Source organism: Pseudomonas sp. 203-8, assembly GCF_020708595.1.
Classification (GTDB): domain Bacteria; phylum Pseudomonadota; class Gammaproteobacteria; order Pseudomonadales; family Pseudomonadaceae; genus Pseudomonas; species Pseudomonas aeruginosa.
Window position 1 is genome coordinate 418,000 of the sequence record NZ_JAJFDF010000005.1, and the last position, 26,777, is coordinate 444,776.

At 66.9% G+C, this 26,777-nt stretch carries 27 protein-coding genes; 13 read left to right on the forward strand and 14 right to left on the reverse strand.

The window, feature by feature from the left end; all coding sequences use genetic code 11:
- Positions 1–28 precede the first annotated feature (28 nt).
- The 5 genes from LJF27_RS14520 to LJF27_RS14540 all read right to left on the reverse strand — a co-directional run bounded on the left by LJF27_RS14520 (position 29) and on the right by LJF27_RS14540 (position 2,669).
- Positions 29–442, reverse strand: a complete 414-nt coding sequence (locus LJF27_RS14520) for a VOC family protein (protein ID WP_003094957.1) — start codon at positions 440–442, stop codon at positions 29–31.
- Positions 443–710: 268 nt separating this feature from the next.
- The gene (locus LJF27_RS14525; protein WP_003099343.1) at positions 711–1,001 is read right to left on the reverse strand and encodes a PA4642 family protein; all 291 of its coding nucleotides are present in this window, start codon (positions 999–1,001) and stop codon (positions 711–713) included.
- 82 nt (positions 1,002–1,083) lie between these two features.
- Positions 1,084–1,569, reverse strand: coding sequence for a hypothetical protein (locus tag LJF27_RS14530; protein WP_003094962.1), 486 nt, complete (start codon positions 1,567–1,569; stop codon positions 1,084–1,086).
- A 67-nt stretch (positions 1,570–1,636) separates the two neighbouring features.
- On the reverse strand, positions 1,637–2,110 hold the full coding sequence (locus LJF27_RS14535) for a WbuC family cupin fold metalloprotein (RefSeq protein ID WP_003094965.1): 474 nt from the start codon (positions 2,108–2,110) through the stop codon (positions 1,637–1,639).
- A gap of 1 nt (position 2,111) precedes the next feature.
- Positions 2,112–2,669, reverse strand: coding sequence for a hypoxanthine-guanine phosphoribosyltransferase (locus LJF27_RS14540; RefSeq protein WP_003094967.1), 558 nt, complete (start codon positions 2,667–2,669; stop codon positions 2,112–2,114).
- A gap of 167 nt (positions 2,670–2,836) precedes the next feature.
- Here LJF27_RS14540 and upp point away from each other — a divergent pair, with 167 nt between their 5' ends.
- From upp to LJF27_RS14580, 8 genes are all read left to right on the forward strand, one after another.
- A complete protein-coding gene (upp, locus tag LJF27_RS14545) occupies positions 2,837–3,475 on the forward strand; it encodes a uracil phosphoribosyltransferase (RefSeq protein ID WP_003094968.1) in 639 nt (212 codons plus the stop codon).
- Positions 3,476–3,477: 2 nt separating this feature from the next.
- A complete protein-coding gene (locus LJF27_RS14550) occupies positions 3,478–4,761 on the forward strand; it encodes a uracil-xanthine permease family protein (protein ID WP_003094970.1) in 1,284 nt (427 codons plus the stop codon).
- A 333-nt stretch (positions 4,762–5,094) separates the two neighbouring features.
- Positions 5,095–5,643 (forward strand): Csu type fimbrial protein, encoded by a 549-nt coding sequence (locus LJF27_RS14555; protein ID WP_003099340.1) that lies wholly within the window; start codon positions 5,095–5,097, stop codon positions 5,641–5,643.
- Positions 5,644–5,673: 30 nt separating this feature from the next.
- On the forward strand, positions 5,674–6,207 hold the full coding sequence (locus LJF27_RS14560; protein ID WP_003146046.1) for a Csu type fimbrial protein: 534 nt from the start codon (positions 5,674–5,676) through the stop codon (positions 6,205–6,207).
- Entirely contained in the window at positions 6,207–6,749 is a 543-nt protein-coding gene (locus LJF27_RS14565; RefSeq protein WP_003099337.1) for a Csu type fimbrial protein, read from the forward strand. The genes LJF27_RS14560 and LJF27_RS14565 overlap by 1 nt, the downstream gene beginning before the upstream one ends.
- Before the next feature lie 18 nt (positions 6,750–6,767).
- The gene (locus tag LJF27_RS14570) at positions 6,768–7,556 is read left to right on the forward strand and encodes a molecular chaperone (RefSeq protein WP_023090862.1); all 789 of its coding nucleotides are present in this window, start codon (positions 6,768–6,770) and stop codon (positions 7,554–7,556) included.
- 16 nt (positions 7,557–7,572) lie between these two features.
- Positions 7,573–9,945 (forward strand): fimbria/pilus outer membrane usher protein, encoded by a 2,373-nt coding sequence (locus tag LJF27_RS14575; RefSeq protein WP_003099332.1) that lies wholly within the window; start codon positions 7,573–7,575, stop codon positions 9,943–9,945.
- A complete protein-coding gene (locus LJF27_RS14580; protein WP_023116764.1) occupies positions 9,942–10,889 on the forward strand; it encodes a spore coat U domain-containing protein in 948 nt (315 codons plus the stop codon). The genes LJF27_RS14575 and LJF27_RS14580 overlap by 4 nt, the downstream gene beginning before the upstream one ends.
- Position 10,890: 1 nt before the next feature.
- Here the strand turns inward: LJF27_RS14580 and LJF27_RS14585 are convergent, their stop codons facing one another.
- The 3 genes from LJF27_RS14585 to LJF27_RS14595 all read right to left on the reverse strand — a co-directional run bounded on the left by LJF27_RS14585 (position 10,891) and on the right by LJF27_RS14595 (position 14,480).
- Complete coding sequence (locus LJF27_RS14585; RefSeq protein WP_003099328.1) at positions 10,891–12,264, reverse strand: spinster family MFS transporter; 1,374 nt, start codon at positions 12,262–12,264, stop codon at positions 10,891–10,893.
- A 279-nt stretch (positions 12,265–12,543) separates the two neighbouring features.
- The gene (gene hemH, locus LJF27_RS14590; RefSeq protein WP_003099324.1) at positions 12,544–13,566 is read right to left on the reverse strand and encodes a ferrochelatase; all 1,023 of its coding nucleotides are present in this window, start codon (positions 13,564–13,566) and stop codon (positions 12,544–12,546) included.
- Positions 13,563–14,480 carry a TIGR01777 family oxidoreductase gene (locus LJF27_RS14595; RefSeq protein ID WP_003117434.1) on the reverse strand — a complete coding sequence of 306 codons (918 nt, stop codon included), beginning with the start codon at positions 14,478–14,480 and terminating at the stop codon, positions 13,563–13,565. Before LJF27_RS14595 ends, hemH begins: the two co-directional genes overlap by 4 nt.
- Before the next feature lie 413 nt (positions 14,481–14,893).
- Here LJF27_RS14595 and LJF27_RS14600 point away from each other — a divergent pair, with 413 nt between their 5' ends.
- From LJF27_RS14600 to phrB, 4 genes are all read left to right on the forward strand, one after another.
- The gene (locus LJF27_RS14600; protein ID WP_003099318.1) at positions 14,894–15,877 is read left to right on the forward strand and encodes an NAD(P)/FAD-dependent oxidoreductase; all 984 of its coding nucleotides are present in this window, start codon (positions 14,894–14,896) and stop codon (positions 15,875–15,877) included.
- A 152-nt stretch (positions 15,878–16,029) separates the two neighbouring features.
- Positions 16,030–16,986 (forward strand): DUF523 and DUF1722 domain-containing protein, encoded by a 957-nt coding sequence (locus tag LJF27_RS14605; RefSeq protein WP_003099314.1) that lies wholly within the window; start codon positions 16,030–16,032, stop codon positions 16,984–16,986.
- 9 nt (positions 16,987–16,995) lie between these two features.
- Positions 16,996–17,895 (forward strand): MerR family transcriptional regulator, encoded by a 900-nt coding sequence (locus tag LJF27_RS14610; RefSeq protein WP_003117433.1) that lies wholly within the window; start codon positions 16,996–16,998, stop codon positions 17,893–17,895.
- Positions 17,892–19,337 carry a deoxyribodipyrimidine photo-lyase gene (phrB, locus tag LJF27_RS14615; protein ID WP_003121048.1) on the forward strand — a complete coding sequence of 482 codons (1,446 nt, stop codon included), beginning with the start codon at positions 17,892–17,894 and terminating at the stop codon, positions 19,335–19,337. Before LJF27_RS14610 ends, phrB begins: the two co-directional genes overlap by 4 nt.
- A gap of 125 nt (positions 19,338–19,462) precedes the next feature.
- Here the strand turns inward: phrB and pagL are convergent, their stop codons facing one another.
- From pagL to hemA, 6 genes are all read right to left on the reverse strand, one after another.
- On the reverse strand, positions 19,463–19,984 hold the full coding sequence (gene pagL / locus LJF27_RS14620) for a lipid A 3-O-deacylase (protein ID WP_003099307.1): 522 nt from the start codon (positions 19,982–19,984) through the stop codon (positions 19,463–19,465).
- A gap of 133 nt (positions 19,985–20,117) precedes the next feature.
- Positions 20,118–20,915, reverse strand: coding sequence for a glutamate racemase (murI, locus tag LJF27_RS14625; protein ID WP_003117431.1), 798 nt, complete (start codon positions 20,913–20,915; stop codon positions 20,118–20,120).
- Positions 20,905–21,663, reverse strand: a complete 759-nt coding sequence (locus LJF27_RS14630; protein ID WP_003117430.1) for a molybdopterin-synthase adenylyltransferase MoeB — start codon at positions 21,661–21,663, stop codon at positions 20,905–20,907. The genes murI and LJF27_RS14630 overlap by 11 nt, the downstream gene beginning before the upstream one ends.
- A complete protein-coding gene (prmC, locus tag LJF27_RS14635) occupies positions 21,657–22,487 on the reverse strand; it encodes a peptide chain release factor N(5)-glutamine methyltransferase (protein WP_003117429.1) in 831 nt (276 codons plus the stop codon). Before prmC ends, LJF27_RS14630 begins: the two co-directional genes overlap by 7 nt.
- A 1-nt stretch (position 22,488) precedes the next feature.
- Positions 22,489–23,571, reverse strand: a complete 1,083-nt coding sequence (prfA, locus tag LJF27_RS14640) for a peptide chain release factor 1 (RefSeq protein WP_003099290.1) — start codon at positions 23,569–23,571, stop codon at positions 22,489–22,491.
- A 17-nt stretch (positions 23,572–23,588) separates the two neighbouring features.
- Complete coding sequence (gene hemA, locus LJF27_RS14645) at positions 23,589–24,857, reverse strand: glutamyl-tRNA reductase (RefSeq protein ID WP_003095001.1); 1,269 nt, start codon at positions 24,855–24,857, stop codon at positions 23,589–23,591.
- Positions 24,858–25,000: 143 nt separating this feature from the next.
- Here hemA and lbcA point away from each other — a divergent pair, with 143 nt between their 5' ends.
- Complete coding sequence (gene lbcA, locus LJF27_RS14650; RefSeq protein WP_004347799.1) at positions 25,001–26,773, forward strand: proteolytic complex protein LbcA; 1,773 nt, start codon at positions 25,001–25,003, stop codon at positions 26,771–26,773.
- Positions 26,774–26,777: the final 4 nt, after the last annotated feature.

The window sequence follows — 26,777 nt, forward strand, 5'->3', positions numbered from 1 at the left end:
CCTTCGGGCGGCTTTTTCATTTGTGGAGTCAGGCGCCGGCCTCGCAATTGATCATCCAGGACACCCCGAAACGGTCCACCAGGGTACCGAAACAGGGCGACCAGAAGGTCTTGCCCAACTCCAGCTCGACCCGCCCGCCGTCCTCCAGCAAGGCGTCATAGCAGCGCCGCGCCTGCTGCGGGTCGCGGGTATTCAGTGAAAGGGAAATCCCGGAGATCGGCTGCAACGCCGGCCCGTGCCCGTCCGAGGCCATGATCTGGCTGTCGCCGATCTGCAGGTTGGCGTGCATCACCTTGTCGCACCAGCCTTCGGGCACCACCACCGGACCGGGCGCCTCGTCGAAACGGAACAGGAAACTCACCCTGGCACCGATGGCGTGTTCATAGAAACGCAGGGCCTCTTCGCAACGGCCGTTGAAGCAGACGTAGGGCTGGACGTACATGGGAACCTCGGCAGGCTGTTTTTCCTGTGAGTGTAGAAAAGCAGCAGCCGACAGGCAGCCTCTCGCAGAGCGAATAAGGCAGTCCTGGCCATTCGCCCTTCCCCGCCGCCCTGGCGATCCGCGACCGCGGCGGGGCCCGCGCGGCGTCTATCGACCCTTGCCACCACCAGCCGCCATTCGGATGCTGGCGTTCTCCGACGGGCGTGACTCGGCGGACCGCGCAACGAAAAAACCCGCCGAAGGGCGGGCTTTTCGCTGCATGGCCGGCTCAGGCGCCCTTGGCCGCCTGCAGCGCTTCGATGTAGGGCACGGCCTGGCGCTGGTCGGCGACCAGGGCGACGAAGTCGTTGCCCTTGGCGTCGCGCGCGTCGAGATCGTAGCCGGCCTCGCGGAAGAAGGTGAGGAAGCGCTCGAAGTCGTCGATGCGCAGACCGCGATAGGCCTTGATCAGCTTGTGCAGCGAGGGGGGGGTGTCGTCGGCCGGCTCGACGCCGAGGAACAGCTTGATCGACTCGTCACTGATCTCTTCGCCAATGATCTGTTTCTTGTCTTTGCGCATCGCTTTCTCTCAACGGCTCTGGGGCCGGGCTCGCCCGGCGCGGGATAAGGCCAGGCAGTTTACTCCCGGCGCGCGGCGAGGCTCAACGCGCGCGTACCGCGCCGGTGTGCAGGTCCGCCCAGACATGGCCGTTGGGATAGGCGAGGAACTGGCAATAGACCGTCTGGTTGCGCAGCAGGTCGAGCAACGCCGGGTACTGCGCCAACGGGTAGTTGAGCGTGAGGGTGCGGGTCCCGGCATCGTAGACCGGCTTCTTCAGGCTCTTGCCTTCGCTGTCGAACTGGATCAGCACCTGGGCCAGGGTCGCGCCCTTGCTCAGCGGTTTGCCCTTCAGGCGCAGCAGGGTCGGCGTGGTGATCGGGATCGGCTGCTGGTTGGACTGCCGCTGGTTGCCCAGCACCACGCTGTACTCGGTGATCTGGATCAGTTGCTGCTGCTCCGGCGCCTCCTGGCGCAACTGGCCGTCGTCGGGCGGCAGGAAGCGCGCGTGCATCGGGGGATTCTCGGCGGCCAGGCCGGCCAGACTGACGAACAGGAGCAGGGAGCCGCACAGGCTACGGGCGAACATCGGGACCTCCGGACAGGGCGAGCCGGCACTCTAGCATGGCTGCCGACCCGCCGCCGAAGCGAAGCGCTCAGGCGAACTGGGCGCGCATCCAGTCCCGGTAGGCCGGCGCATCGGCGCTGCCTTCGGCAGGCGCCCAACTGGCGAACTCGCCTTCGCCGAGCGGGCGGTAAGGCCCGGCCTTGCATTCGAACAGGATGCTGTCCGGCTCCAGCACCACCAGGGCATGGAACACCCCGGGCGGCAGGTCGACACCGGGGCAGTCCCCAGCGGCGCTCAACTCGCGCTTGTCGAGGAGTTCCCCGTCCTCGGCGAAGACCAGCAGGCCGAGACGGCCCTTGAGCACGATCAGCGCCTCGGCCTTGCCCGCATCCAGGTGCCGGTGCGGCGGGATGTAGGTATTCGGCTGGAGGCCCACCGCCATGCGGTGGCAGGGCTCCTCCATGCGGTGGAAGTTGTGATGCTGGCGACCACGCGGCGCGTTACCCGCCCCGCTCGCCAGTTCGGCGAACAATTGCTGGTCGAGGTAGCGCGGTCCGGCCATCTCAGAGCCCCTTGACCGCGAAGATGCCCGCGGCGTTGCGCCAGTAGCCCTTGTAGTCCATGCCGTAGCCGAACACGTAGCGGTCGGCGCAGTAGAGGCCGGTGAAGCTGGCCTTGAGGTCGGGCCGGGCCTTGCGCTCGTGTTCCTTGTCCACCAGTACGGCGGTGTGCACCGCGCGTGCGCCGGCATGCTTGCAGAAGTCGATGATCGCCGAGAGGGTGTGCCCTTCGTCGAGGATGTCGTCGATGATCAGCACGTCACGGTCGATGAAGGAGATTTCCGGCTTGGCCTTCCAGAACAGTTCGCCGCCGGAGGTCTCGTTGCGGTAACGGGTCGCATGCAGGTAGGACAGTTCGAGGGGGAAGTCGAGCAGCGGGAGCAGCTTGCCGGAGAAGATCAGGCCGCCGTTCATCACGCAGAAGACCACCGGGTTGGTCTCGCCGAGATCGCGGTTGATCGCCTCGGCGACGCGACCGATGGCTGCCTCGACCTCGTCGTTGTTGAACAGGCAGTCGGCTTCCGCCATGACTTGGCGGATGTGCGCGAGATCGACGGACATGGTGCTTCTCCCTGGCTGGGCTGAGAAAAAGTCGGCAAAGGTACTCATCCGGTCGCCATCGGGCAACCCCCGGCGGTCGAGTGCGAATCAGAATAATGGTCCAGACTGTGCGGAATGCATTACGCTAGCGCAATTTTTTTGCCCGCCCCCGTTGGAGACAGTCGCCCATGCCCGTACATGAGATCCGCCACCCCCTCATCCGCCACAAACTGGGCCTGATGCGCCGTGCCGATATCAGCACCAAGAACTTCCGCGAACTGGCCCAGGAAGTCGGCGCCCTGCTGACCTACGAGGCGACCAAGGACCTGCCCCTGGAACAGTACGAAATCCCCGGATGGGCCGGCCCGGTTACGGTGGAGAAGATCTCCGGGAAGAAGATCACCGTGGTGCCGATCCTGCGCGCCGGCATCGGCATGCTCGACGGCGTGCTCAGCCTGATTCCCGGCGCCAAGGTCAGCGCGGTCGGCGTCGCCCGCAACGAAGAGACCCTGGAAGCACGCACCTACCTGGAAAAACTGGCGCCGGACATCGCCGAGCGCCGCTCGCTGATCATCGACCCGATGCTCGCCACCGGTGGCTCGATGGTCGCCACCATCGACCTGCTGAAGAAGGCCGGCAGCAAGGAAATCCGCGCCATGGTGCTGGTCGCCGCCCCCGAGGGCATCGAGGCGGTACGCAAGGCCCACCCGGACGTGATCATCTATACCGCCTCGATCGACGAGAAGCTCGACGAGAACGGCTACATCATTCCGGGCCTGGGCGACGCCGGCGACAAGATCTTCGGTACCAAGCAGAAGGAAGCCTGAACATGGGCGATGCCTTCCAGGAGCCGCTCTGGCGCCAGGTGCTGTCAGGCGCGCAGATGCTGTTCGTCGCCTTCGGCGCGCTGGTGCTGATGCCGCTGATCACCGGTCTGGATCCCAACGTCGCGCTGTTCACCGCCGGCCTCGGGACCCTGCTGTTCCAATTGGTGACCGGGCGCCAGGTACCGGTGTTCCTCGCCTCCAGCTTCGCCTTCATCACCCCGATCATCCTCGCCAAGGGCCAGTTCGGCCTGGCCGCGACCATGGGCGGGGTGGTCGCCGCCGGCTTCGTCTACACCTTCATGGGCCTGGCGGTGAAGATCAAGGGCACCGGCTTCATCGATAAACTGCTGCCGCCGGTGGTGATCGGCCCGGTGATCATCTCGATCGGCCTGGCGATGGCGCCGATCGCGGCGAACATGGCGATGGGCAAGGCCGGCGACGGCAGCGAGTTGCTGCCGTACCGCACCGCGATGATGATCTCGATGCCGGCGCTGCTCACCACCCTGGTGGTGGCGGTATTCGGCAAGGGTATCTTCCGCCTGGTGCCAATCATCGCCGGCGTGCTGGTCGGCTTCGCCCTGTCGTTCGTCTTCGGCGTGGTCGACACCGCCGCGATCGTCGCCGCACCCTGGCTGGAACTGCCGAAATTCACCGCGCCGGAATTCAACTGGCAGGCGATCCTGTTCATCGTCCCGGTGGCCCTGGCCCCGGCCATCGAGCATATCGGCGGGGTCATCGCGGTGGGCGGCGTCACCGGCCAGGACTACCTGAAGAAGCCCGGCCTGCACCGCACTCTCCTCGGCGACGGCCTGGCCACCTCGGCTGCCGGCCTGTTCGGCGGACCGCCCAACACCACCTACGCGGAAGTCACCGGCGCAGTGATGCTGACCAAGAACTACAACCCGAAGATCATGACCTGGGCGGCGGTGATCGCCATCACCCTGGCCTTCGTCGGCAAGTTCGGCGCGATCCTGCAAAGCATCCCGGTACCGGTGATGGGCGGCATCCTCTGCCTGCTGTTCGGCACCATCGCCTCGGTCGGCATGAACACCCTGATCCGGCACAAGGTCGATCTCTCGGAAGCACGCAACCTGGTGATCGTCTCGGTGACCCTGGTGTTCGGCATCGGCGGCGTGCTGATCGGCAGCGGTACCGGCCCCGACGACATCGGCCTGAAGGGCATCGCCCTGTGCGCCATCGTCGCCATCGTCCTCAACCTGTTGCTGCCGGGCAACGACGGCTGGCAGAACAAGGCGCTCGACGAACAACACAAGGATTCACACTGAAAACAACGGACGGAACACTTCGCTGTTCCGTCCATTTTCCACCCGCCACGTTATTTTCAAAAGCATGTAGCCAATCGCTTACTACTTTGTAATTAAACTTCCCTGTATTTTCCAAATAATCACGTCATCTAACTGGCAGAGGCTTATTCGCGCTGCTATATAGCCAGTCAAGCATGACTGGCGAGCCGCTCTGCGCCGCACCCGGCGCGTCGCCAGCCATGAACTTCGAGTTTGGCGGATATATAAGGCCGATCATTTAAAGTCGTGGGAACTTTATTTATCCGCCAACATCGTCCTGCGCCACCGACATTCGTTATCGACAGGAAGTTAGAGATGAATAAACGCATTCCGGCAGTCTTGTTGTTCTGTGCCTGCGCCAGCCTGCTGGGCACCGCCCAGGCCGCCGGTACGCTGATCGGCCAGGTCGGCGTGCAGATGGTCATCGGTGCCGGCTGCACCATCATCAACGGCAGCGTCAGCGGCGGTATCAACCAGTGGGGAACCCTGGACTTCGGCAGCCATTCCGACCTCACCAACGTGGTCGACGCGCAGACCGTCGGCACCAGCGGCAATATCCAGATCCAGTGCAGCACCGGCCTGACCCCGAGCCTGACGGTGAACGCAGGCCTGCACGCCAGCGGCGGCCAGCGCTACATGCAGAACACCACCACCACCAGCAGCACCATCGCCTACAACATCTATTCGGACGCCGCGCGCAGCGCGCTGATCCAGGCCAACACACCGGTGGACATCTCCTCGGTCTCCACCGGCACCGCGGTCAACATCCCCCTCTATGGCCGCGTGGTGCCCACCGGACAAAGCACACCCACGCCGACGGCGGGGACCTACACCGACACCCTGCTGGTCACCATCGCCTGGTAAGACGCGCCGCCAGGCGCGGCGCCAGGCAGCATGGTCCTGGGGGGACCGATGAGCCTGAACCGCTACTTCACCGGAGGACTGCTCTGCCTGCTCGGCTGCAACCCGGCAAACGCGCAGACCGCCACCATCGTCCTGAGCGCCACGCTGCTCCCGGCCTGCGAGGCAGGTAGCGTCGGCAGCGGCGGCGCGATCACCTTCGGCACCCTCGACTTCGGCCAGTACGCCTCCCTGAACAACGCCATCAGCGCCACCAGCCAGCAAGGCGCAGGCTCCATCCGGGTCAGGTGCGTCAGCGGCCAGACCTATGCGATCACGCTCGACGGCGGGCTCTACGGCAGCGTCGCCACGCGGCGCATGGCGAACATCGCCAACACCGCCCTCACCCTGACCTACAACCTGTACAGCGACCGCCCCGGCGGCATCGTCTGGGACAACACCACCGGCGTTGCCGCCACCGGCAACGGCAACGACCAGTGGTACCCCATCTACGGCCTGGTGCCGGCACAGACCACGCCGGTCGCCGGGACCTACCGCGACACCGTCAACGTGACCATCAGTTGGTGATGCCGATGTCCAGCCGGCGTCTATTCCTGTCGCTTCTCCTGCTCCCGCTGCCGAACCTGGTCGCGCATGCCGATCCATCGCCGATCAGCCGCGCCTTCCAGGTCCAGGCGGTGGTCGCCAACGGCTGCGCCTTCGGCACCGCCATCAGCAACAACGCCTATGACCTCGGCACCCTGAGCTTCGGCACCCTCGGCAACCTGGCCAGTCCGGTTAACGTCGCCAGCAGCTCCGGGGCCGGCTCCATCGTCCTGACCTGCACTCCGGGAATGACCGTCTCCGTCGCCCTCGACTACGGGGTCAATGGCGGCAGCAGCAGCCAGCGCTACCTGAAGCGGGTGAGCGGCAACGAGACCCTCGCCTACCAGCTCTACCAGGATGCCGCCTACTCCCAGGTCTGGGGCAACGGGGCACTCGCGCGGACCATCGCCAACTTTCCCGCCAGCACCCAGACCTACACGGTATACGCGCGCCTGTTCGCGGTCGGCAGCCTGCCGTCCGCCGGCAACTACCGCGATACCGTCACCGTCACCCTTTCGTTCTGAGCCGTCATGGAGGATCACATGCCCAGTCCACACCTACCTCTCCGCCCCGGCCGCTGGCTTGCGGCGCTGCTGGCGCTGCTCCTGGGCGGCCCGGCACAGGCCGCCAGTGCGGTGCTGATCTGGCCGATCAACCCGGCCATCGAAGCCGACCAGCCGGCCACGGCGCTGTGGCTGGAGAATCGCGGCAAGCAACCGGTGACCCTGCAGGTGCGCGTGCTCGGCTGGTCCCAGGCGGATTTCCAGGACGTCTATCGCAACCAGCAGGCAGTGATTCCCAGCCCGCCCTTCGTCAAGGTCGAGCCGGGCCGCCGGCAACTGGTCCGGCTGATCCGCCAGGGCGGCCAGCCCAGCACGCCGGAGGACGCCTACCGGGTGCTGATCGACGAAGTGCCCGACGGCGACGCGGGGCAGACGCAACGAAGCCCCGGTCTCGCCCTGCAGTTCCAGATGCGCTATTCGGTACCGCTGTTCGTCAGCGCCGACGGCGTCTGGACCCAGCCGCGTAGCGATGTCGAGCGCGACCCGGCCGACGCGACCCGGCCGAAGCTGGCCTGGCGGCTGGTCGAGGAACAGGGCAAGCGTTACCTGCAGGTGCGCAACGAGGGTAGCGTGCACGCCCGCCTGAGCCATGTCCGCTGGGAGGGCAACGGCCGCAGCCTGGCGCTGCTGGACGGCCTGCTCGGCTACGTGCTGCCCGGCCGGCAGATGCGCTGGCCGCTGCCGCCGGGGCTGCTGCCGGACGCCGGCATGACCCTGAAACTGCAACTGGCGGACAACGACGCGCCGATCAGCGTTCCCGGCTACTGAGGCGGACGTCGGTCCCGTGCCTCGCCCGTGTCAGCGGCGCTCTCGCCACCACCGCTCGCTACTGATCGGCCTGGCGCTGCTCTCCCCTGTCCATGCGGCGGACTACCTGGCCGGACTGCCGCCGCCGCAACCCGCTCCGTCCGGCGGCAGCAACGTCCTCTACTACCTGGAACTGGTGATCAACGGCCGCGACAGCGGCCAGGTGGTGCCGGTCAACGCCGGCGATGGCCATTACCTGCTCGACGCCGCGGCCCTGCGCGAAGCCGGCGTGCGCCTGCCTGGCAACCCCGCCGGACAGGTCGCGGTGGACGCCCTGCCCGAGGTCCGGGCGGACTATGACAGCGCCAGCCAGCAACTGCACCTGCAAGTGCCGCCGGACTGGCTGCCGGAGCAGCGCTTCGACGATCCCGGACTGGTCGCCCGCGCCCCGGCGCGCAGCAGCCTCGGCGCGCTGTTCAACTACGACCTGTACTACTCGGACCCCGCCGACGGCGCCACGCCCTGGCTTTCCGCGCTGCTCGAGCAACGCCTGTTCGACGGCTTCGGGGTGATCTCCAACACCGGCGTCTACACCCGCTATTTCGGCGACGCCGACAACCTCGACAGCCGCTACCTGCGCTACGACACCTACTGGCTGTACAACGACGAACGCAACATGCACAGCTACCAACTGGGCGACTACGTCAACGGCGCGCTGAACTGGACCACCCCGGTACGCATGGGCGGCTTTCGCTTCGCCCGCAACTTCGGCGTACGTCCGGACCTGGTCACCTATCCGCTGCTGCGCTTCGACGGCCAGGCCGCCGTACCCAGCACCGTCGACCTTTTCATCAACGGCTACAAGGCCAGCAGCGCCGACCTGCAACCCGGTCCCTTCGCCATCAGCAACGTGCCGTATATCAACGGAGCCGGCGAAGCCACGGTGGTGACCACCGACGCCCAGGGCCGACAAGTGGTGACCAGCCTGCCGTTCTACGTATCCAACACCCTGCTGGCGCGCGGCCTGAGCGATTTCGACCTGTCCGTCGGGCGTCTGCGCGACGACTACGGCCTGCGCAACTTCTCCTATGCCGACAATGCCGCCAGCGGCATCTATCGCTACGGCGTCAGCGACCGCCTGACCCTCTCCACCCACGCCGAGGCCGCCAGCGACCTGCGCCTGCTCGGCATCGGCGGCGACATCGCCGTGGCCACCTTCGGCACCCTCAGCCTGGCGGCCAGCGGCAGCGACGGCCAGGGCGACAGCGGCCAGCAATACCTGCTCGGCTACTCCTACTATTCGCGACGGCTCGGCCTCAGCCTGCAACACATCGAGCGCAGCGCCGGCTATGGCGACCTCGGCACCCTGGACGGCGAGTACCAGTTGAGCCGGCGCACCGACCAGGCTACCGCCAGCCTGACCTTCGACGAGCAGGGCACCATCGGTACCGGCTACTTCGACATCCGCGCCCGAGACGGCAGCCGCACGCGCCTGGCCAACCTCTCCTATAGCCGCCCGATCGGCAGCCGCAGCAGCTTCTACCTGGCGCTGAACAAGGATCTCGACGGCGACGGCTACAGCGCGCTGATGCAACTGGTGATTCCCTTCGACATCAACGGCCTGCTGAACATCGGCGTCACCCGCGACAGCGACCGGCGCTACAGCGAGCGGGTGATCTGGAGCCGCTCCACACCGAGCCAGGGCGGCCTCGGCTGGAACCTCGGCTATGGCGGCGGCGCCAGCCGCTACCAGCAGGCCGACCTGACCTGGCGCATGCAGAACGTGCAACTGCAGGGCGGCCTCTATGGCGAGACCGGCAACTACACGCGCTGGGCCGATCTCAGCGGCTCGCTGGTATGGATGGACAACGCCGTGTTCGCCAGCAATCGGATCAACGACGCCTTCGTCCTGGTCAGCACCAAGGGTTATCCACAGGTGCCGATCCGCTACGAGAACCAACTGATGGGCAGCACCGACGACAACGGCCACCTGCTGGTGCCCTGGGTCGCGGCCTACTACCCGGCGAAGTTCCAGATCGAGCCGCTGGACCTTCCGGCCAACGTCAGCGCGCCCGAAGTCGAGCAGCGCGTGGCGGTACGCCAGGGCAGCGGCCTGCTGCTGGATTTCCCGATCCGTGCCGTAGTCGCCGCCAGCATCAGCCTGGTGGACGAGCGCGGCGAACCGCTGCCGCTGGGCAGCCAGGCCGAAGAAACCGGCAGCGGCCAGCGCGCCAGCGTCGGCTGGGACGGCCAGGTCTATTTCGAAGGATTGCAAAGCGACAACCAGCTACGCGTGGTCCGCCCCGACGGCCGGGCCTGCCAGGCACGCTTCCGCCTGGACACGCGCAAACCCACCGTCAGCCAGGTCGGCCCGCTGACCTGCTCGGCCCCGATCGGAGATACGCCATGAGCCGCCACTCCACGTCCGCCTGCCTGCTCGGCTTCGCTACGCTCTGCGCCAGCCCGTTGCTGCTCGCCGCCTGCACCACCAGCTCCGGCACCGGCAATTTCGGCAGCCTGAGCTCGTTCACCGTGGCCAGCACCGCCCAGACCATCACCGGCACCACCGGCTTCAAGTGCACCGGCAGCCTGTTGTCGATCCTCAGCACCAACACCATCGACGCGACCATCGCCAGCACCGCCAATCCGCTGGGCACCACGCCGCGGCTGTACAACGCCGCCAGCGGCACCTACCTGCCCTACAGTATCTGCAAGGACAACGGCTGCGGCACCGTCTACAACGTCGGCTCGACGGTACGCTGGAGCAGCACCACCTTCCTCGGCATCCTCGGCCTGTTCAACGCCACCGACGGCAGCCTGCCGCTGTACCTGCGCACCGCCACCGGGGTGACCCTGCCGGCCGGCACCTATACCGATACCATCGGCCTGAACTGGGCCTGGCACCTGTGCGCGGCGGGCATCGGCCCAGTCTGCGTATACGACGACGGCACCACCAGCAGCAGCGTCAACGTTACCCTGACGGTGCTCAAGGACTGCTTCATCGACAGCGCTCCGGACCTCAGCTTCGGTAGCGCCGCGCTGGTCTCGGCCTTCACCGCGGTGAACCAGAACATTGGCGTGCGCTGCACCCTGAACGCCACCTATACCATCGGCTTCGACAACGGCAACAACTTCAGCGGCGGCTGGCGGCGAATGCTCAGCGGCGCCAACGCGATCCAGTACAACCTCTACAAACCGGGAGACTCGACGGTCTGGACCACCAGCAACACCCAGGCAGGCACCGGTAGCGGCGCCGCGCAGAACGTGCCGTACCGGGCCATCGTCAACCCGGCCCAGGGCAACGTCCCCGCCGGTACCTACAGCGATACCGTGCGGGTGATCCTCACCTACTGAGTCAGGCCGGCTGCCGGGACGCCTTCCAATCCTCGCCGCCCTCGCCTTCCCGTCGCAGGCTCCAGTCCTTCAGGTGCTCCAGGCTGGCGCGATAGGGCTTGAGGCCGATCCCCAGCAGGACCACCGCACCAAGCACCGCGGCCAGGGTCACCAGCAGCAGCGAGTAGCGCAGCGCCATGTCGTCGGCGAAGACGAAATCGGTGACCAGCGCCACCGCCGTCGGGCCCACGCCGAGACCGAACAGGGTGACCACGAACAGGTAGATCGCCGAGGCCTGGCCGCGCATCGAGTTGGGCATGATCTCCTGGATCGCCGCCGGGGCCACGCCGAACGGCATGCTCAGGAAGAACACCGTCGGCGCCATCAGCGCCGCCGCCCAATTGGCGTTGTCCAGCAGCGGATAGACCAGGGTGAAGGGAATCACCGCCCAGGCGGCGAGCAGCCCGACGCGCATGTTCGCGTCGCTGCGCCCGCGCTTCGCCCAGTAGTCGGCCAGGCGCCCGCCGAAGACGATGCCGAGACAGCCGAACACCGCGACGATGCTGCCGTACACCACTCCGACATGACCGGCGTCCCAGCCGTGGGTGCGGACGAAGAAGGTCGGCACCCAGGCGCCGCTGCCGTAGCCGGCGAAGGACAGGCAGGCGAAACCGAAGTTGTGGCAGAGCACGGTCTTGCGGTTGGCCCGCAGGTAGGCGCCGACCTCGCCCAGCGGCACCGCCACGCCTGCGCCGACTCCGCGCCGGGCCGGCTCGCGGATAGCCAGCAGCAACAGGCAGAAGAGCACGCCGGCGGCGCCGAGGATGAGGAAGATCAGTTGCCACGGGCGCACCTCGCCGAACAGCGGCAGATGCACGTCGCCCTGGGCCGAGGCGAACTTGATCACCAGCCCGCCGAGCAGGAAGGCCAGCCCCGAGCCCAGGTAGATGCCCATCGAGTAGACGCTGATCGCCGTCGCCCGACGCTCGCGCGGGAAGCTGTCGGCGATCAGCGAATAGGCCGCTGGCGACAGCGCCGCCTCGCCGACCCCGACGCCGACCCGGAAGGTGAGGAATTGCCAATAGCTGCGCGCCAGACCGCAGGCCGCGGTCATCGCGCTCCACACCAGCACGCCGAACAGGATCAGGCCGCGCCGGCTGCGGTTGTCGGCCATGCGTCCGAGCGGGATACCGCAAAGGGTGTAGAACAGGGCGAAGGACAAGCCCATCAGCAGGCTCATTTCCGTATCGCTGATGGCCAGGTCGCGGCGGATCGGGCCGACCAACAGGTTGAGGATCTGCCGGTCGATGAAGGACAGCACATAGGCGACCATGAGGATCGCCACCGTGGTCCAGGCCGCAAGGTTGGAGGGATAGCCGTTATTGTTGTTATGCATGCCGAACTCCTGGACGCCGCCGAAGCGGCGGATGCGAAGGGAGGGTCGACAGGCAGGATAAGCCGGCAACATCCGGGCTTATACCCAGGGCAAGGGACTATAGAACTGCTGAATGCGGGAAGCGGGTTCCGGCGAATGACCGCCAGGTCATTCGCCGCCGCATGCGCTCAGAGCCTGTCCAGCATCTCGCGAGCTGGGCGGGGAAGCGGAGCTGACGAGCGGCAAATGAGCACTTCAAAGCCGTCATACCGCGCCGCGCAGCGGATCATGAACAGGCTCTCAGAGCGGCCTGGCCAAGCGCCCGCTCATCTCGGCCAGGGCGCCGACCCAGGCGGGGTGGTCGTTGAGGCAGGGAATCAGCACCAAGTCCTCGCCGCCGGCACTGATGAACTGCTCGCGGCCGCGCATGCCGATTTCCTCCAGGGTCTCGATGCAGTCGGCAACGAACGCCGGACACATCACCAGCAGGCGCTTCACCCCGCGCTGCACCAGTTCGTCGAGCTTGGCGTCGGTATAGGGCTCGATCCACTTGGCGCGCCCCAGGCGCGACTGGAACGACACCGACCAGCGCCCCTGCTCCAGGCCGGCGCGCTCGGCGAAGGCCTCGGCGGTGCGCAGGCACTGGCTGCGGTAGCAGAGGGCGAGGGCTTCGGGGCTGACGTTGCGGCTGTTCTCGGCCAGCAGGTCGTGGGCAGGATCCTTCACCAGCTTGCGGATGTGCCGCTCGGGCAAGCCATGGAAGCTCAGCAACAGATGGTCGTGGGGCTGCTGCAGGTACGGACGCACGCTTTCCACCAGGGCATCGAGGTAGACCGGCTGGTCGTAGAACGGCGGCAGCGTGCTGACCTCCAGGCCCAGGCGATGGGCGGCGATCACCCGGCGCACCTCCTGTTCGGCGGTGGTCGTGGTGCTGTCGGCGAACTGCGGATACAGCGGCGCCAGGGTCACCCGCCGGATACCGCGGCGCGCCAGGTCGAGCAGGACCTTCTCGATGGCCGGCTGGCCGTAGCGCATCGCCAGTTCCACCGGTCCATGCGGCCAGTGCGGCTTCATCGCTTCCTGCAGGCGACGACTGAGGACGATCAGTGGCGACCCTTCGTCCCACCAGATCGAGCTGTAGGCGTGCGCCGATTCGGCCGGACGCTTGATCAGGATCAGCGACACCAGCAGGCGCCGCAGCGGCCAGGGCAGGTCGACCACGTAGGGATCCATGAGGAACTGGTCGAGATAGCGGCGGACATCCTCCACCCGGGTCGAATCCGGGGAGCCCAGGTTGAGCAACAGCAGGGCATTCTCGGTCATGCCTGATCCTTTCGTCGGGCGTCCAGGACATCGGCCAGCGCCACGTCCAGGTCGGTGAATTGAAAACGGTAGCCGGCGTCCTGCAAGCGTTGCGGCAAGGCTCGCTGGCCGCCGAGCAGCAATCCGGACATTTCTCCCAGCCCGAGGCGCAGGACGAACCCGGGGGTCGGTATCCGCGCCGGCTTGTGCAGCGCCCGGCCCAGGGCCTTGGCGAAATCGCGGTTGCGCACCGGGTTGGGAGCGCACGCATTATAGGGACCGCTGGCATCGGGCCGCCGCAAAAGAAAATCGATCAGCTCGATTTGATCCTCGATATGAATCCACGGCATCCATTGCCGGCCGTCACCCAGCGGTCCGCCCAGGCCGAGCCGGTAGAGCGGCAACAGGCGCCCGAGGAAGCCGCCCTCGGGGGCCAGCACCAGGCCGGTGCGCAACAGCACGACACGGGTGCCGAGCTTCTCCGCCTCGAGGGCGATCTGCTCCCAGGCTAGGCATAGCTCGCTGGCGAAATCCTCGCCGGCCGCCGCCCCCTCCTCGGTCACCGGGCGCTCGCCGCTGTCGCCATACCAACCCACCGCAGAACCCGATAACAGAAGGTCCGGGCGCTGCTCGCGAGCGTCCAGCCATTCCACCAGGCGCTCGGTAAGGCGTACCCGGCTTTCCCACAGCAGCGCCTTGCGCTTGTGACTCCAGGGTTTGTCCGCGATCGGCTCGCCGGCCAGGTTGACCACCGCGTCGAGCGGCTGGTCGCCGTACTCGTCGAAACGATCGATGCCGCGCACGCCGACGCCGCACAGCGATTCCACCTGCTGCGGCCGCCGGCTGAACACGGTCAGCCGGTGTCCGGCCTGTCGCCAGCGGGCGCACAGGCGGCGCCCCATCAGGCCGGTACCGCCGGTCAAGAGAATGTGCATGGCTGTCTCCTCGTTTTGCCTGCGTGCCCTTTCAGTCTGGACCCTGGACATCGATCTGCCCGATGACCGTGCATCCTTCCCCCATTCCGGCGTTATCCTGTGGATGGAAGATCCGTCGGCTCCGGCCGGGGAACCCTGGCGTCGTTTTCGACTCAGCCAAGGAACAGGGCTTGCATCGCACTGGTGCCTTAGTGAACGGCGCCAGCCGTCTATTCTTCAGATAACTCGGTTGATACTTCCGAACGGAACGTCTGAAGGTTCGACAGGCCAGGAAGCGAGCCGTGCGCCGCAGGCGCGCCATCGGCGCGATGCAAGGTGCGCCTCGAAGCACGCGCAATACTGTACATTAAATCAAGCTTGTACAAGAAACCTGATTCGCCTGTCCAGACGCTACACAACCAGAGAGGCATGTCATGAGCGTCCCCATCGCCATCATCGGTACTGGCATCGCCGGGCTTTCCGCCGCCCACGCATTGAGATCCGCCGGCCAGACCGTACAACTGTTCGACAAGGGCCACGGCAGCGGCGGCCGCATGGCCAGCAAGCGCAGCGAGGCCGGCACGCTGGACCTCGGCGCGCAATACTTCACCGCCCGCGACCGGCGCTTCCTCGACGCCTTGCAACACTGGCGCGAGGAAGGCTGGGTGGACGAGTGGAAACCCGCTCTCTACCAATACCGCGACGGCCAGCTGAGCCCCTCCCCGGACGAGCAGCCACGCTGGGTCGGCATCCCACGGATGAGTGCGATCACCCGCGCCCTGCTCACCGATCTGCAAGTGGTCTTCTCCTGCCGCATCACCGAGGTCTTCCGCGGCAAGCAGCACTGGCACCTGCAGGACGCCGAGGGACAGAACCACGGTCCGTTCAACCAGGTCCTGATCGCCATCCCCGCTCCCCAGGCCACGCCGCTGCTGGCCAGCGTGCCGAAACTGGCGGCCACCGCCGCGAGCGTGGTCATGGAGCCGACCTGGGCGGTGGCGCTGGGCTTCCGCGAGGTACTCGACACCCCGGTGCAGGGCTGCTTCGTGCACGACAGTCCGATCGCCTGGCTGGCCTGCAATCGCAGCAAGCCGGGGCGCGACACCACCCTCGACACCTGGGTGCTGCACGCCACCAGCCAGTGGAGCCGGCAGCACATCGACATGGCCAAGGAGGACGTGGTCGAGCACCTGCGCTGCGCCTTCGCCGAAGTGATCGGCTGCGCCGTACCGGAAGCCGCCTTCAGCATCGCCCACCGCTGGCTCTATGCACGCCCGGCGGAGGCCCACCAGTGGGGCGCCCTCGGCGATCCCGACCTGGGCATCTACGCCTGCGGCGACTGGTGCTCCAGCGGCCGCGTCGAAGGCGCCTGGCTCAGCGGCCAGGAAGCCGCGCGGCGCCTGCTGGAACATCTCTGAGGGGATCGGGCCGTCGCCTGGCGGCCCGATGTGACAAGAAAATACCTATACAAATACATTGACCTGTACAAGATAAGTTCTAGGATGTGTCGTATGACCGCCTGACTGTCGAGCTGCGCGCGAACCTCCTTTCCCCTCGGGAGACGACACCGATGCACGAATCTCACCCTTCCCTGACGCCCCGACTCGGCATCAGCGCCTGCCTGCTCGGCGAACCGGTGCGCTTCAACGGCGGCCACAAGCGATCCGCGCTTTGCGAGGAACTGGCGCGACACGTCGAGTTCGTCTCCTTCTGCCCGGAACAGGCCATCGGCCTGGGCACGCCGCGCCCGGCGATTCGCCTGGAAGGCACTCCGGAAGCCGCCGAGGCGCGGAGCCGCGACGGCCTGGCGGTCGGCGGAGCGCTCGCCGAATATGCGCGGAGGGTGGCGCAACGGGCGGATACGCTGGACGGTTTCATCTTCATGCAACGCTCGCCGTCCTGCGGGCTGCAACGGGTCAAGGTCTATCCAGAAGGCGGCGGCGCGCCGCGCGCCGAAGGCCGTGGACGCTTCGCCGCAGCCCTTTGCGAAGCCTTGCCGGAGCTACCGGTGGAAGAAGAAGGCCGGCTGCACGATCCGGTCCTGCGGGAGAACTTCCTCACCCGCGTGTATGCCCATGCCCACTGGCAGGCCCTGCGCCAGCGCGGCCTCAGCCATTCGGCCATCGTCGCCTTCCATAGCCGCTACAAGTACCAGTTGCTGGCCCATTCGCCGGAGCACTACCGCAGCCTCGGCCGCCTGCTCGGCGAAGCCGGCCACTACCAGCCGGAAGCCCTCGGCACTCGCTACTTCGGCGAGCTGATGCAGGGCTTGCGCCGCTGCGCGACCCGCGGCAGCCATGGCAACGTGTTGCTGCACCTGAGCGGCTACCTGAAACGCGACCTCGCAACCGAAGACAGGCGTGAATTGCGCGAGCTGATCGAGCAATACCGGCATGGCAGCGTGCCGCTGGTGGTACCGCTGACCCTGCTAAAGCACCACTTCCGTCGCCACCCGCATGCATACATCGCCCAGCAGGCCTACCTGCAACCGCACCCGACCGAACTCGGCCTGCGCAACGCGCTCTAGGATTTCCCGATGAACTCGCCCCACCTCGAACGCGGCGGCCTGCCGATCCGCGAAGTCACTCGTCTGACCGGCGTCCATCCGGTCACCCTGCGCGCCTGGGAGCGCCGCTATGGCCTGGTGGTGCCGCAACGCACCGGCAAGGGGCACCGGCTCTACAGCGAAGAGCAGGTCGAGCGCATCCGCCGGATACTCGTCTGGCTCGAGCGTGGCGTCGCCATCAGCCAGGTGCGCGCGCTGCTGGAGCGTCCGGAGGAAACCCCGGCGGCGGATGTCGAATCCCCCTGGGAACGCCTGCACGAACAGCTGCTGGACGCCATCGCCGCGCTGGCCGAGCGACGCCTCGACGATCTGTTCAACCAGGCCGCGTCGCTCTATCCGGTAGCGACCCTCTGCGAAAAGCTTCTGCAACCCTTGCTGCAGCACCTCGAACGACGCTGGCAGGGACAGTTCGGCGCGCGCATGGAGCGGGCCTTCTTCTTCTCCTGGTTGCGCAGCAAGCTGGGCGCCCGCCTTTATCACCAGCAACGGCTGCAACAGGGCGCGCCGCTGCTGCTGGTCAACCAGTCCGAGCTGTCGCTGGAACCGAACCTCTGGCTGTGCAGTTGGTTGCTCGGCAGCGGCGAGGTGCCGCTGCAGGTCTTCGACTGGCCGCTGCCACCGGCCGAACTGGCCCTGGCCTGCGAACGCCTGGAAGCTCGCGGCGTGTTGCTGTACGCCAGTCATCGCCTCAATCCGGAGCACCTGCCGCGCCTGCTGGCAGGGGTGAGCTGCCCGGTGGTGCTGGTCGGACCGGCCGTGGAGATCCAGCGCGAAGCCTTCGAAACCTTGGCGCTAACTGGCCTGCTGCTGGCGAGCACGCCCCTGGAAGCCCGCCGCCTGCTCGGCGAACAAGGTCTGTTGAACCCATGAACGGACTTCCGATGAACCTGATCTGGTTTCGCTGCGACCTGCGAACCACCGATAACAGCGCGCTCCTCGCCGCCGCCGATGGGCGCCCTTGCGTGGCTCTCTACCTGCTCAGCCCGGCGCAGTGGCGGGAACACGACGATGCGCCCTGCAAGGTCGACTTCTGGCTGCGCAACCTGGGCGAGCTGCAACGCCAGCTCGCCGCGCTGAACATCCCGCTGCTGGTGCGCGACTGCGGCCACTGGCGGCAAGCCCCGGAAGTCATCGGCCGGCTCTGTCGGGAGCTGGGAGTCGGCGCGGTACACGTCAACCAGGAATACGGGGTGAACGAGGAACGCCGCGACCAGGCCGTCGGCCAACGCCTGCGTGAACAGGGCGTGGCCTTCCACAGCCACCTCGACCAGCTGTTCTTCGCCCCCGGCTCGGTGCTGACCCGAACTGGCGGCTATTTCCAGGTGTTCAGCCAGTTCCGCAAGGTCTGCCACGAACGGCTGTACCAGGCCCTGCCGGGTGTCCGCCCGCGTCCGCAGCCCCAGCCACCGCACGCGCTGGCCAGCGACCCGCTGCCGGATGCCGTGCCCGCCTTCCCGCGGCCGGCCGATAGCTTGCGCCGCCTCTGGCCGGCAGGCGAAGAGGTAGCGCAGGAACGCCTGCGCGACTTCGCCGACCAGCACCTGGCCGACTACCATGAACGGCGCGACTTCCCGGCGCTTCCCGGCACCAGCCAACTGTCGCCCTACCTGGCCGCCGGCGTACTCTCACCCAGACAATGCCTGGACGCCGCGCTGGTTGCCAACCGCGGCGAGTTCAGCGGCGGCCAGCAAGGCGCCGCGACCTGGATCAACGAGCTGCTCTGGCGCGAGTTCTACAAGCACATCCTGGTCGGCTACCCCCGGGTCTCCCGGCACCGCCCCTTCCGCGAGGAGACCGAAGCCCTGCGCTGGCGCCAGGCCCCGGCGGAACTCGAAGCCTGGCAACAGGGGCGCACCGGCATACCGATCATCGACGCGGCAATGCGCCAGTTGCTCGCCACCGGCTGGATGCACAATCGCCTGCGGATGGTGGTAGCGATGTTCCTCAGCAAGAACCTGCTGATCGACTGGCGCGAAGGCGAACGCTGGTTCATGCGCCACCTCATCGACGGTGACCTGGCGGCGAACAACGGCGGCTGGCAGTGGAGCGCATCCACCGGCACCGACGCGGTCCCCTACTTCCGCCTGTTCAATCCGCTCTCGCAGTCCGAACGCTTCGACCCACGCGGCGAGTTCATCCGCCACTGGCTGCCGGAACTGGCCGGCCTGGAGCGCAAGGCGATCCACGATCCGTCCAGCCTGGGGCTGTTCGCCGGGGTCGACTATCCACGGCCGATGGTCGACCTGAAGGCCAGCCGCGAACGGGCGCTGGCGGCTTTCCGCAACCTGCCGCCGCGCGATGGTCGCGCGTAGGGCGCGTCAGCGAGCTATCGCCTCCCGCCAAATGGCTCGCTCTTTCCATAGGGCGGTGCGGCGTGGCGGAAGAATCGCAGGCATGAAAAAGCCGGGATGAACCCGGCTTTTTTCGCCCGTGCCGACTAGATCGGGATCTTGTAGAACAGGCTGTAGGACTCGATACCGTCGTTCGGCTGTTTCAGGCCGGCGTTGGAATAGTGGATCGCCCGAACGCCGACCGACTGGCCGTTGGCGAACTTCAGGCCGGCGCCGATGCGGTCTTCGAAGTTCAGGGAGGAACCCAGGTTCTGGTCGCCGACACGGGTGCCGGAGAACGCCGCCACGCCGATACCGGCCTCGATGAATGGCTTGATCGAGTCGCCGGCGAACTCGTAGACGAATACCGGAGCGAACGACAGCGAATGCTTGCCGGCGCCTTCATCGCCACCTTCCCAATAGGTGTAGCCCGCATCCCAGTAGCCGGTCAGGCGCCCGGTGGAGGTCTGCCACCAGCTCTTGTCCCAATCCCAGCTCAGGCCCAGGCGATAGGTCATGCCCGACTGGCCGGTCGCACCGACGGCGGCCGAGACGTCCGCCGCCTGGGCGGAGGCCACGTGGACGGAGGAAAGTGCGGCCAGAACGGCCAGCGGAAGTAGTTTCTTCATTGAAACGTCCTTTTCGAAAGTTGCATGAAAGCCCCCGCATTCAAGCTGCGCATTATAAGAGCGCACTTACTAAAGCAGATACTAGACCAAACGCTTTAGTTCAAAAAATCGCTGACACGTCTGCCAGGAACGACTAAACGACTAATTTTCCTACGCTTTCCGGGCTTCCCCAGAGGATCGGCAGGATCCTTTCCATCTCCTCCTGCAGCGCGCTGGTCCAGAAACGCGGCGTCGCGGCCTGGCCAGAGGCCAGTAGCGCCCGCGCCGACAATACGCGCTCCAGCTGCCGGGCGACAGCCGCTCCCGTATCGATCACCGCCATCTCCGCCGGGATCAGCTCGGCCAGCAGGGGTTTGACGAAGGGATAATGAGTACAGCCGAGGATCAGCGTATCGCAGCCCTGTTCGAGGATGGGCGCCAGCAGGCGTTCCAGCAGTGCCCGGGTTTGCGGCCCATAGAGATCGCCGGCTTCGATGCGCTCGACCAGCCCCGGGCAGGGCTGGGTGAAGACCTGTACGTCGCTGGCGAAGCGGTCGAGCAAGGCGGCGAAACGCGCGCTCTTCAGAGTTCCGGTGGTGGCCAGGACGCCGACCCGACCGTTGCGGGTGGCCGCCGCGGCCGGCTTCACCGCAGGCTCCATGGCCACCAGCGGCACCTGCGGATAACGTTCGCGCAATTCCGCCGCAGCCGCAGCCGTCGCGGTATTGCAGGCCAGTACCAGAGCCTTGGCGCCCTGCTCCAGAAGGAAATCACCGATCCGCTCGCAGCGTTCGCGGATGTACTCCGCGCTCTTCTCGCCGTAGGGCACATGGGCGTTGTCGGCGACGTAGAGCAACGATTCGGATGGCAGGCGCGCGCGAATCTCACGCAATACGCTGAGCCCGCCGACCCCGGAATCGAAAACGCCGACCGCGGCCGACTCAACCGCCATGGCGTTGCCCACAGACGGCACAGGAAGGATCGCGACGCACCCGCAATTCGCGGAAGCGCGTGCCGAGGGCGTCCACCAGCAGCAGGCGGCCCACCAGCGGTTCGCCGAAACCGGCCAGCAGCTTGAGCGCCTCCAGAGCCTGCAGGCTACCGACCAGCCCCACCAGCGGACCGATCACGCCGGCCTCGCTGCAGGTCAGCTCGGCCTCGCTGCCGTGCCCGTAGAGGCAGTGGTAGCAGGGGCTTTCGTCGCGGCGGGTATCGAATACCGAAAGCTGGCCCTCGAGACGGATCGCCGCGCCGCTGACCAGGGGCTTGCCGGCGCGCACGCAGGCGACGTTGACCGCCTCGCGGGTGGCGAAGTTGTCGGTGCAGTCGAGCACCAGGTCGACCGCCGCCACGGCGGCATCGAGGGAGTCCTTGTCCAGCGCGGCGCTATGGCTGACCAGGCGGATCTGCGGATTCAGCGCGCCCAGCCGGCGCATCGCCGACTCCACCTTGCCGACACCGACGCTGGTGCCATCGTGGATGACCTGCCGTTGCAGGTTGGTCAGGTCGACCATATCGAAATCCGCCAGGTGCAGCTCGCCGACCCCGGCCGCGGCCAGGTACAGCGCCACCGGCGAACCCAGGCCGCCAAGACCGACGATCAGTGCGCGGCTGCGCTTCAGGCGCAGCTGACCCTCGACGTCGACCTGCGCCAGCAGGATCTGGCGACTGTAGCGCAGCAGTTCCTCGTCGCTCAGCATACCCATTGTCCGAGAGTGATCCGCTCGTTGCCGCCGAGGTCGCGCAACGTATGTACCCCGGCGAAGCCGCGGGCGCCGAGCAGTTCGCGCACAGCCGCCCCTTGATCATAGCCGTGCTCGAGCAGCAACCAGCCTTCGTCCAGCAAATGCTGCGGCGCCTGGGCGACGATCTGGCGGATATCGTCGAGGCCATCGCTACCCGCGACCAGCGCGCTCTTCGGCTCGAAACGCACGTCGCCCTCGCTCAGGTGCGGATCGCTGGCAGGGATATACGGCGGATTGCCGACGATCATCCGGAAGCGTCGGCCATCGAGAGCGGAGAACCAGTGGCTGCGGCGCACCTCGACGTTCTCCAGGAGCAACCGCTGGCGATTGCGCTCGGCCAGCGCCACGGCCTCTTCCACGCGGTCCACCGCAGTCACCGTCCACAGCGGCCGTTCGCTGGCCAGGGCCAGGGCGATGGCGCCGGTGCCGGTGCCCAGGTCGAGCACCGTAGCGGTATCCGCCGCGAGGGTCGCCAGCGCGGTTTCCACCAGCAGTTCGGTGTCCGGGCGCGGGATCAGTGTGTGTGGCGCGACCTCCAGGTCCAGGCTCCAGAAGCCCTGGTGGCCAAGTATGTAGGCCACCGGCTCGCCGTTGCGCCGACGGGCGATCCAGTCGTCGAACCGCTCGTTGGCCTCGCGCGGCACGATGCGCTCCGGCCAGGTACGCAGGAAGCTGCGCGGCTTGCCCATCGCCGCCGCCAGCAGCAACTCGGTGTCGAGCCGGGCGCTGGGCGAATCGGGCAGTTGGGAATCCTTGAGAAGGGTACAGATAGTGGTCATGTCAGTCGCCCAGGGCCGCCAGTTGATCGGCCTGGTATTCCTGCAGCAGCGGCTCGATCACCTGTTCCACCGCGCCCTCCATCACCTCGCCCAGGGAGTACAGGGTGAGGTTGATGCGATGGTCGGTGACCCGCCCTTGCGGGAAGTTGTAGGTACGGATGCGCTCCGAGCGGTCGCCCGAGCCCACCAGCAGCTTGCGCGTGCTGGCGATCGCCTGCTGCGCCGCGGCCTGCTGCTGGTCGTTGAGCTTGGCCGCCAGCCAGGCCATGGCCTTGGCGCGGTTCTTGTGCTGCGAGCGCTCTTCCTGGCACTCGACCACGATGCCGCTGGGAATGTGGGTGATGCGCACCGCCGAGTCGGTCTTGTTGACGTGCTGGCCGCCGGCACCGGAGGAACGGTAGGTGTCCACCCGCAGGTCGGCCGGGTTGATCTCGATCGCTGCCTGCTCGTCCGGCTCCGGCAGCACCGCGACGGTGCAGGCGGAAGTGTGGATCCGGCCCTGGGATTCGGTTTCCGGCACCCGCTGCACGCGGTGCGCGCCGGACTCGAACTTGAGCTTGGCGTAGACGTTGTCGCCCTCGACCCGGGCAATCACTTCCTTGTAGCCACCGTGCTCGCCCTCGTTCTCCGACAGCGTCTCGACCCGCCAGCCCTGGCGCTCGGCGTAGCGCGAATACATGCGGAACAGGTCGCCGGAGAAGATCGCCGCCTCGTCGCCACCGGTGCCGGCACGGATCTCCAGGAACACGTTGCGGCTGTCGTTGGGATCCTTCGGCAGCAGCATGCGCTGCAGGCTGTCGCCGAGGGCGGCGAGGCGGCCGCGCGCTTCGGCGACCTCCTCCTCGGCGAGGTCGCGCAACTCCGGGTCGCTGTCCTTGAGCAACGCCTGGGCGCCCTCGAGGTCGGCCTGCACCTTGCGGTAGTCGCGGAACGCCAGGATCACCGGTTCGACCTCGGCGTACTCGCGGGAATAGGCGCGGAAGCGGGTCTGGTCACTGATCACCTCGGCGTCGCCGAGCAGCGCCGTCAGTTCTTCGTAGCGATCGCTGAGGACATCCAGCTTTTTCAGCAGAGAAGCTTTCATGCAGGCATAGGTACCGGTCAGTGGCGCGGCGCGCCCTCGTCGAGGGCGAACAGCTCCTGGGCCAGGGCCAGCGCGTCGATGCGGCCCTCGGCGGACATTTTCTTCATCTGCACGCTGGGCGCGTGCAGCAGTTTGTTGGTCAGGCCGCGGGCCAGCTGGGCCATCACCTCGGCGGGGTCGGCACCGTTGGCCAGTTGCCGCTGGGCCTTGCCCAGCTCCTCATCGCGCAGGCGCTCGGCCTGCTGCCGATAGGCGCGCAGCACGTCCACCGCGGCCAGTTCGCGCAGGCGCTGCATGAACTCGGCGACGCCGCTGCCGACCAGTTCCTCGGCGGCCTGGGCAGCGCCCTGGCGGCTCTTGAGATTCTCCGCCACTACTTCGTGGAGGTCGTCGACGCTATAGAGGTAGACGTCGTCCAGTTCGCCGACTTCCGGCTCGATGTCGCGCGGCACGGCGATGTCGACCATGAACATCGGCTTGTGCTTGCGCTGCTTCAGCGCGCGCTCCACGGCGCCCTTGCCGAGGATCGGCAACTGGCTGGCAGTGGAGCTGATGACGATATCGCTGTTGGCCAACTCCTCGGGGATCTCCGAAAGCAGCACCGCATGGGCGCCGAACTGCTCGGCGAGCAGGCTGGCGCGCTCCAGGGTGCGGTTGGCCACCACGATGCGCTTCACGCCTTGCTCGAACAGGTGGCGCGCGACCAGGGTGATGGTCTCGCCGGCGCCGATCAGCAGCGCCTGGCTGCGGTGCAGGTCGCTGAAGATCTGCTTGGCCAGGCTCACCGCGGCGAACGCCACGGACACCGGGTTCTCGCCGATGGCGGTATCGGTGCGGACGGTCTTCGCCGTACTGAAGGTGGCCTGGAACAGGCGGCCGAGCAGCGGACCGACGGTGCCGGCCTCGCGCGCGACGGCGTAGGCCGACTTCATCTGGCCGAGGATCTGCGGCTCGCCGAGGACCATCGAGTCGAGGCCGGAGGCCACGCGCATCATGTGGCGCACCGCGTCTTCGTCCTGGTGCACATAGGCGCAGGCGCGCAACTCGTCGAGGGTCAGGCGATGGTAGTCCGCCAGCCAGGCGAGCACGTCGTCCGCGGTCGGATGGTCGATCTCCAGGTAGAGTTCGCTCCGGTTGCAGGTCGACAGGATGGCCGCCTCGCGGCTGGTGGTCAGGCGGCAGAGCTGCTGCAGCGCCTCGACCATCTGTTCCGGAGTGAAAGCCACGCGCTCGCGGACAGCCACCGAGGCGGTCTTGTGATTGATGCCGAGGGCAATGAAGGCCATGCAGGATCGCTGAGCTAATCGGGGAAACGCGCAATTCTCCTACTTCGCCAAGGGCAGGACAACCATTGCCGATGTATTGACCCCATAGACAGCTTCGTCGACGCCCGTCCCGGCCCCCTTGGGCTTGCCGGACGGCTTATGTCATGATGGCGCCACCCTCGCAGGTTCAAGGCCGGCTTTCTTCCTCTATGAACAAATCCCTTGCGCTGCTGACCGTCACGCTGCTGCTCGGCGGCTGCCAGTCACTTATCCACAAGACTCCCGATGGCACCCCGCCGGTGGAAGACACCGCGGTCGAGACCAAGGCCAAGCCGGAAAAGTACGCCTCCTTCAGCGAGGACAGCCTGTATTCGCTGCTGGTGGCCGAACTGGCCGGGCAGCGCAACCGCTTCGACATCGCCCTGAGCAACTATGTGGTGCAGGCGCAGAAAACCCGCGACCCCGGGGTTTCCGAGCGCGCCTTCCGCATCGCCGAATACCTCGGCGCCGACCAGGAAGCCCTCGACACTTCCCTGCTCTGGGCACACAGCGCGCCGGACAACCTCGATGCCCAACGCGCCGCCGCGATCCAGTTGGCCCGCGCCGGGCGCTACGAGGAGTCCATGGTGTACATGGAGAAGGTCCTCAACGGCCAGGGCGACACGCACTTCGACTTCCTCGCCCTGTCTGCCGCGGAGACCGACCCGGATACCCGCGCCGGCCTGCTGCAGAGCTTCGACCACCTGTTGAAGAAATACCCGAACAACGGCCAGTTGCTGTTCGGCAAGGCCCTGCTGCTGCAACAGGACGGCCGCCCGGATGAAGCCCTGACCCTGCTCGAGGACAACTCCGCAAGCCGCCACGAAGTCGCCCCGCTGCTGCTCCGCTCGCGCCTGTTGCAGAGCATGAAGCGCAGCGACGAGGCCCTGCCGCTGCTCAAGGCCGGGATCAAGGAACACCCGGACGACAAACGCGTGCGCCTCGCCTACGCGCGCCTGCTGGTGGAGCAGAATCGCCTGGACGACGCCAAGGCCGAGTTCGCCGGACTGGTCCAGCAATTCCCCGACGACGACGACCTGCGTTTCTCCCTGGCGCTGGTCTGCCTGGAAGCCCAGGCCTGGGACGAAGCCAGGATCTACCTGGAAGAACTGGTCGAGCGCGACAGCCACGTCGACGCCGCCCACTTCAACCTCGGACGCCTCGCCGAGGAACAGAAGGACACCGCGCGTGCCCTCGACGAGTACGGCCAGGTCGGTCCGGGCAATGACTTCCTCCCGGCGCAACTGCGCCAGACCGACGTCCTGCTCAAGGCCGGTCGCGTCGACGAAGCTGCCCAGCGCCTGGACAAGGCGCGCAGCGAGCAACCCGACTACGCCATCCAGCTGTACCTGATCGAAGCCGAGGCGCTGTCCAACAACGACCAGCAGGAAAAGGCCTGGCAGGCCATCCAGGAGGGTCTGAAGCAGTACCCGGAGGACCTCAACCTGCTCTACACCCGCTCGATGCTGGCGGAGAAGCGCAACGACCTGGCGCAGATGGAAAAGGACCTGCGCTTCGTCATCGCCCGCGAGCCGGACAACGCCATGGCCCTCAACGCCCTCGGCTACACCCTGGCCGACCGCACCACCCGCTACGGCGAGGCCCGCGAGCTGATCCTCAAGGCGCACAAGCTGAACCCGGACGACCCGGCGATCCTCGACAGCATGGGCTGGATCAACTATCGCCAGGGCAAGCTGGCCGACGCCGAGCGCTACCTGCGCCAGGCGCTGCAGCGCTACCCCGACCACGAGGTAGCCGCGCACCTGGGCGAAGTCCTCTGGGCCCAGGGGCGCCAGGGCGACGCCCGGGCCATCTGGCGCGAATACCTCGACAAGCAGCCCGACAGCGACGTGCTGCGCCGCACCATCAAGCGCCTGACCGGCGCCGAGACTCCTTGAAACC

Excerpts from the sequence above, each read along its gene's own strand:
- LJF27_RS14555 (WP_003099340.1), top strand. The coding sequence starts at position 5,095 with ATGAATAAACGCATTCCGGCAGTCTTGTTGTTCTGTGCCTGCGCCAGC.
- LJF27_RS14605 (WP_003099314.1), top strand. The coding sequence starts at position 16,030 with ATGCACGAATCTCACCCTTCCCTGACGCCCCGACTCGGCATCAGCGCC.
- LJF27_RS14525 (WP_003099343.1), bottom strand. The coding sequence starts at position 1,001 with ATGCGCAAAGACAAGAAACAGATCATTGGCGAAGAGATCAGTGACGAG.
- LJF27_RS14520 (WP_003094957.1), bottom strand. The coding sequence starts at position 442 with ATGTACGTCCAGCCCTACGTCTGCTTCAACGGCCGTTGCGAAGAGGCC.
- LJF27_RS14535 (WP_003094965.1), bottom strand. The coding sequence starts at position 2,110 with ATGGCCGGACCGCGCTACCTCGACCAGCAATTGTTCGCCGAACTGGCG.
- LJF27_RS14630 (WP_003117430.1), bottom strand. The coding sequence starts at position 21,663 with ATGCTGAGCGACGAGGAACTGCTGCGCTACAGTCGCCAGATCCTGCTG.
- LJF27_RS14540 (WP_003094967.1), bottom strand. The coding sequence starts at position 2,669 with ATGTCCGTCGATCTCGCGCACATCCGCCAAGTCATGGCGGAAGCCGAC.
- lbcA (WP_004347799.1), top strand. The coding sequence starts at position 25,001 with ATGATGGCGCCACCCTCGCAGGTTCAAGGCCGGCTTTCTTCCTCTATG.
- hemH (WP_003099324.1), bottom strand. The coding sequence starts at position 13,566 with ATGACCGAGAATGCCCTGCTGTTGCTCAACCTGGGCTCCCCGGATTCG.
- LJF27_RS14570 (WP_023090862.1), top strand. The coding sequence starts at position 6,768 with ATGCCCAGTCCACACCTACCTCTCCGCCCCGGCCGCTGGCTTGCGGCG.
- prfA (WP_003099290.1), bottom strand. The coding sequence starts at position 23,571 with ATGAAAGCTTCTCTGCTGAAAAAGCTGGATGTCCTCAGCGATCGCTAC.
- murI (WP_003117431.1), bottom strand. The coding sequence starts at position 20,915 with ATGGCGGTTGAGTCGGCCGCGGTCGGCGTTTTCGATTCCGGGGTCGGC.
- LJF27_RS14565 (WP_003099337.1), top strand. The coding sequence starts at position 6,207 with ATGCCGATGTCCAGCCGGCGTCTATTCCTGTCGCTTCTCCTGCTCCCG.
- LJF27_RS14610 (WP_003117433.1), top strand. The coding sequence starts at position 16,996 with ATGAACTCGCCCCACCTCGAACGCGGCGGCCTGCCGATCCGCGAAGTC.
- phrB (WP_003121048.1), top strand. The coding sequence starts at position 17,892 with ATGAACGGACTTCCGATGAACCTGATCTGGTTTCGCTGCGACCTGCGA.
- LJF27_RS14595 (WP_003117434.1), bottom strand. The coding sequence starts at position 14,480 with ATGCACATTCTCTTGACCGGCGGTACCGGCCTGATGGGGCGCCGCCTG.
- upp (WP_003094968.1), top strand. The coding sequence starts at position 2,837 with ATGCCCGTACATGAGATCCGCCACCCCCTCATCCGCCACAAACTGGGC.
- pagL (WP_003099307.1), bottom strand. The coding sequence starts at position 19,984 with ATGAAGAAACTACTTCCGCTGGCCGTTCTGGCCGCACTTTCCTCCGTC.
- LJF27_RS14560 (WP_003146046.1), top strand. The coding sequence starts at position 5,674 with ATGGTCCTGGGGGGACCGATGAGCCTGAACCGCTACTTCACCGGAGGA.
- LJF27_RS14550 (WP_003094970.1), top strand. The coding sequence starts at position 3,478 with ATGGGCGATGCCTTCCAGGAGCCGCTCTGGCGCCAGGTGCTGTCAGGC.
- LJF27_RS14585 (WP_003099328.1), bottom strand. The coding sequence starts at position 12,264 with ATGCATAACAACAATAACGGCTATCCCTCCAACCTTGCGGCCTGGACC.
- hemA (WP_003095001.1), bottom strand. The coding sequence starts at position 24,857 with ATGGCCTTCATTGCCCTCGGCATCAATCACAAGACCGCCTCGGTGGCT.
- LJF27_RS14580 (WP_023116764.1), top strand. The coding sequence starts at position 9,942 with ATGAGCCGCCACTCCACGTCCGCCTGCCTGCTCGGCTTCGCTACGCTC.
- prmC (WP_003117429.1), bottom strand. The coding sequence starts at position 22,487 with ATGACCACTATCTGTACCCTTCTCAAGGATTCCCAACTGCCCGATTCG.
- LJF27_RS14530 (WP_003094962.1), bottom strand. The coding sequence starts at position 1,569 with ATGTTCGCCCGTAGCCTGTGCGGCTCCCTGCTCCTGTTCGTCAGTCTG.
- LJF27_RS14600 (WP_003099318.1), top strand. The coding sequence starts at position 14,894 with ATGAGCGTCCCCATCGCCATCATCGGTACTGGCATCGCCGGGCTTTCC.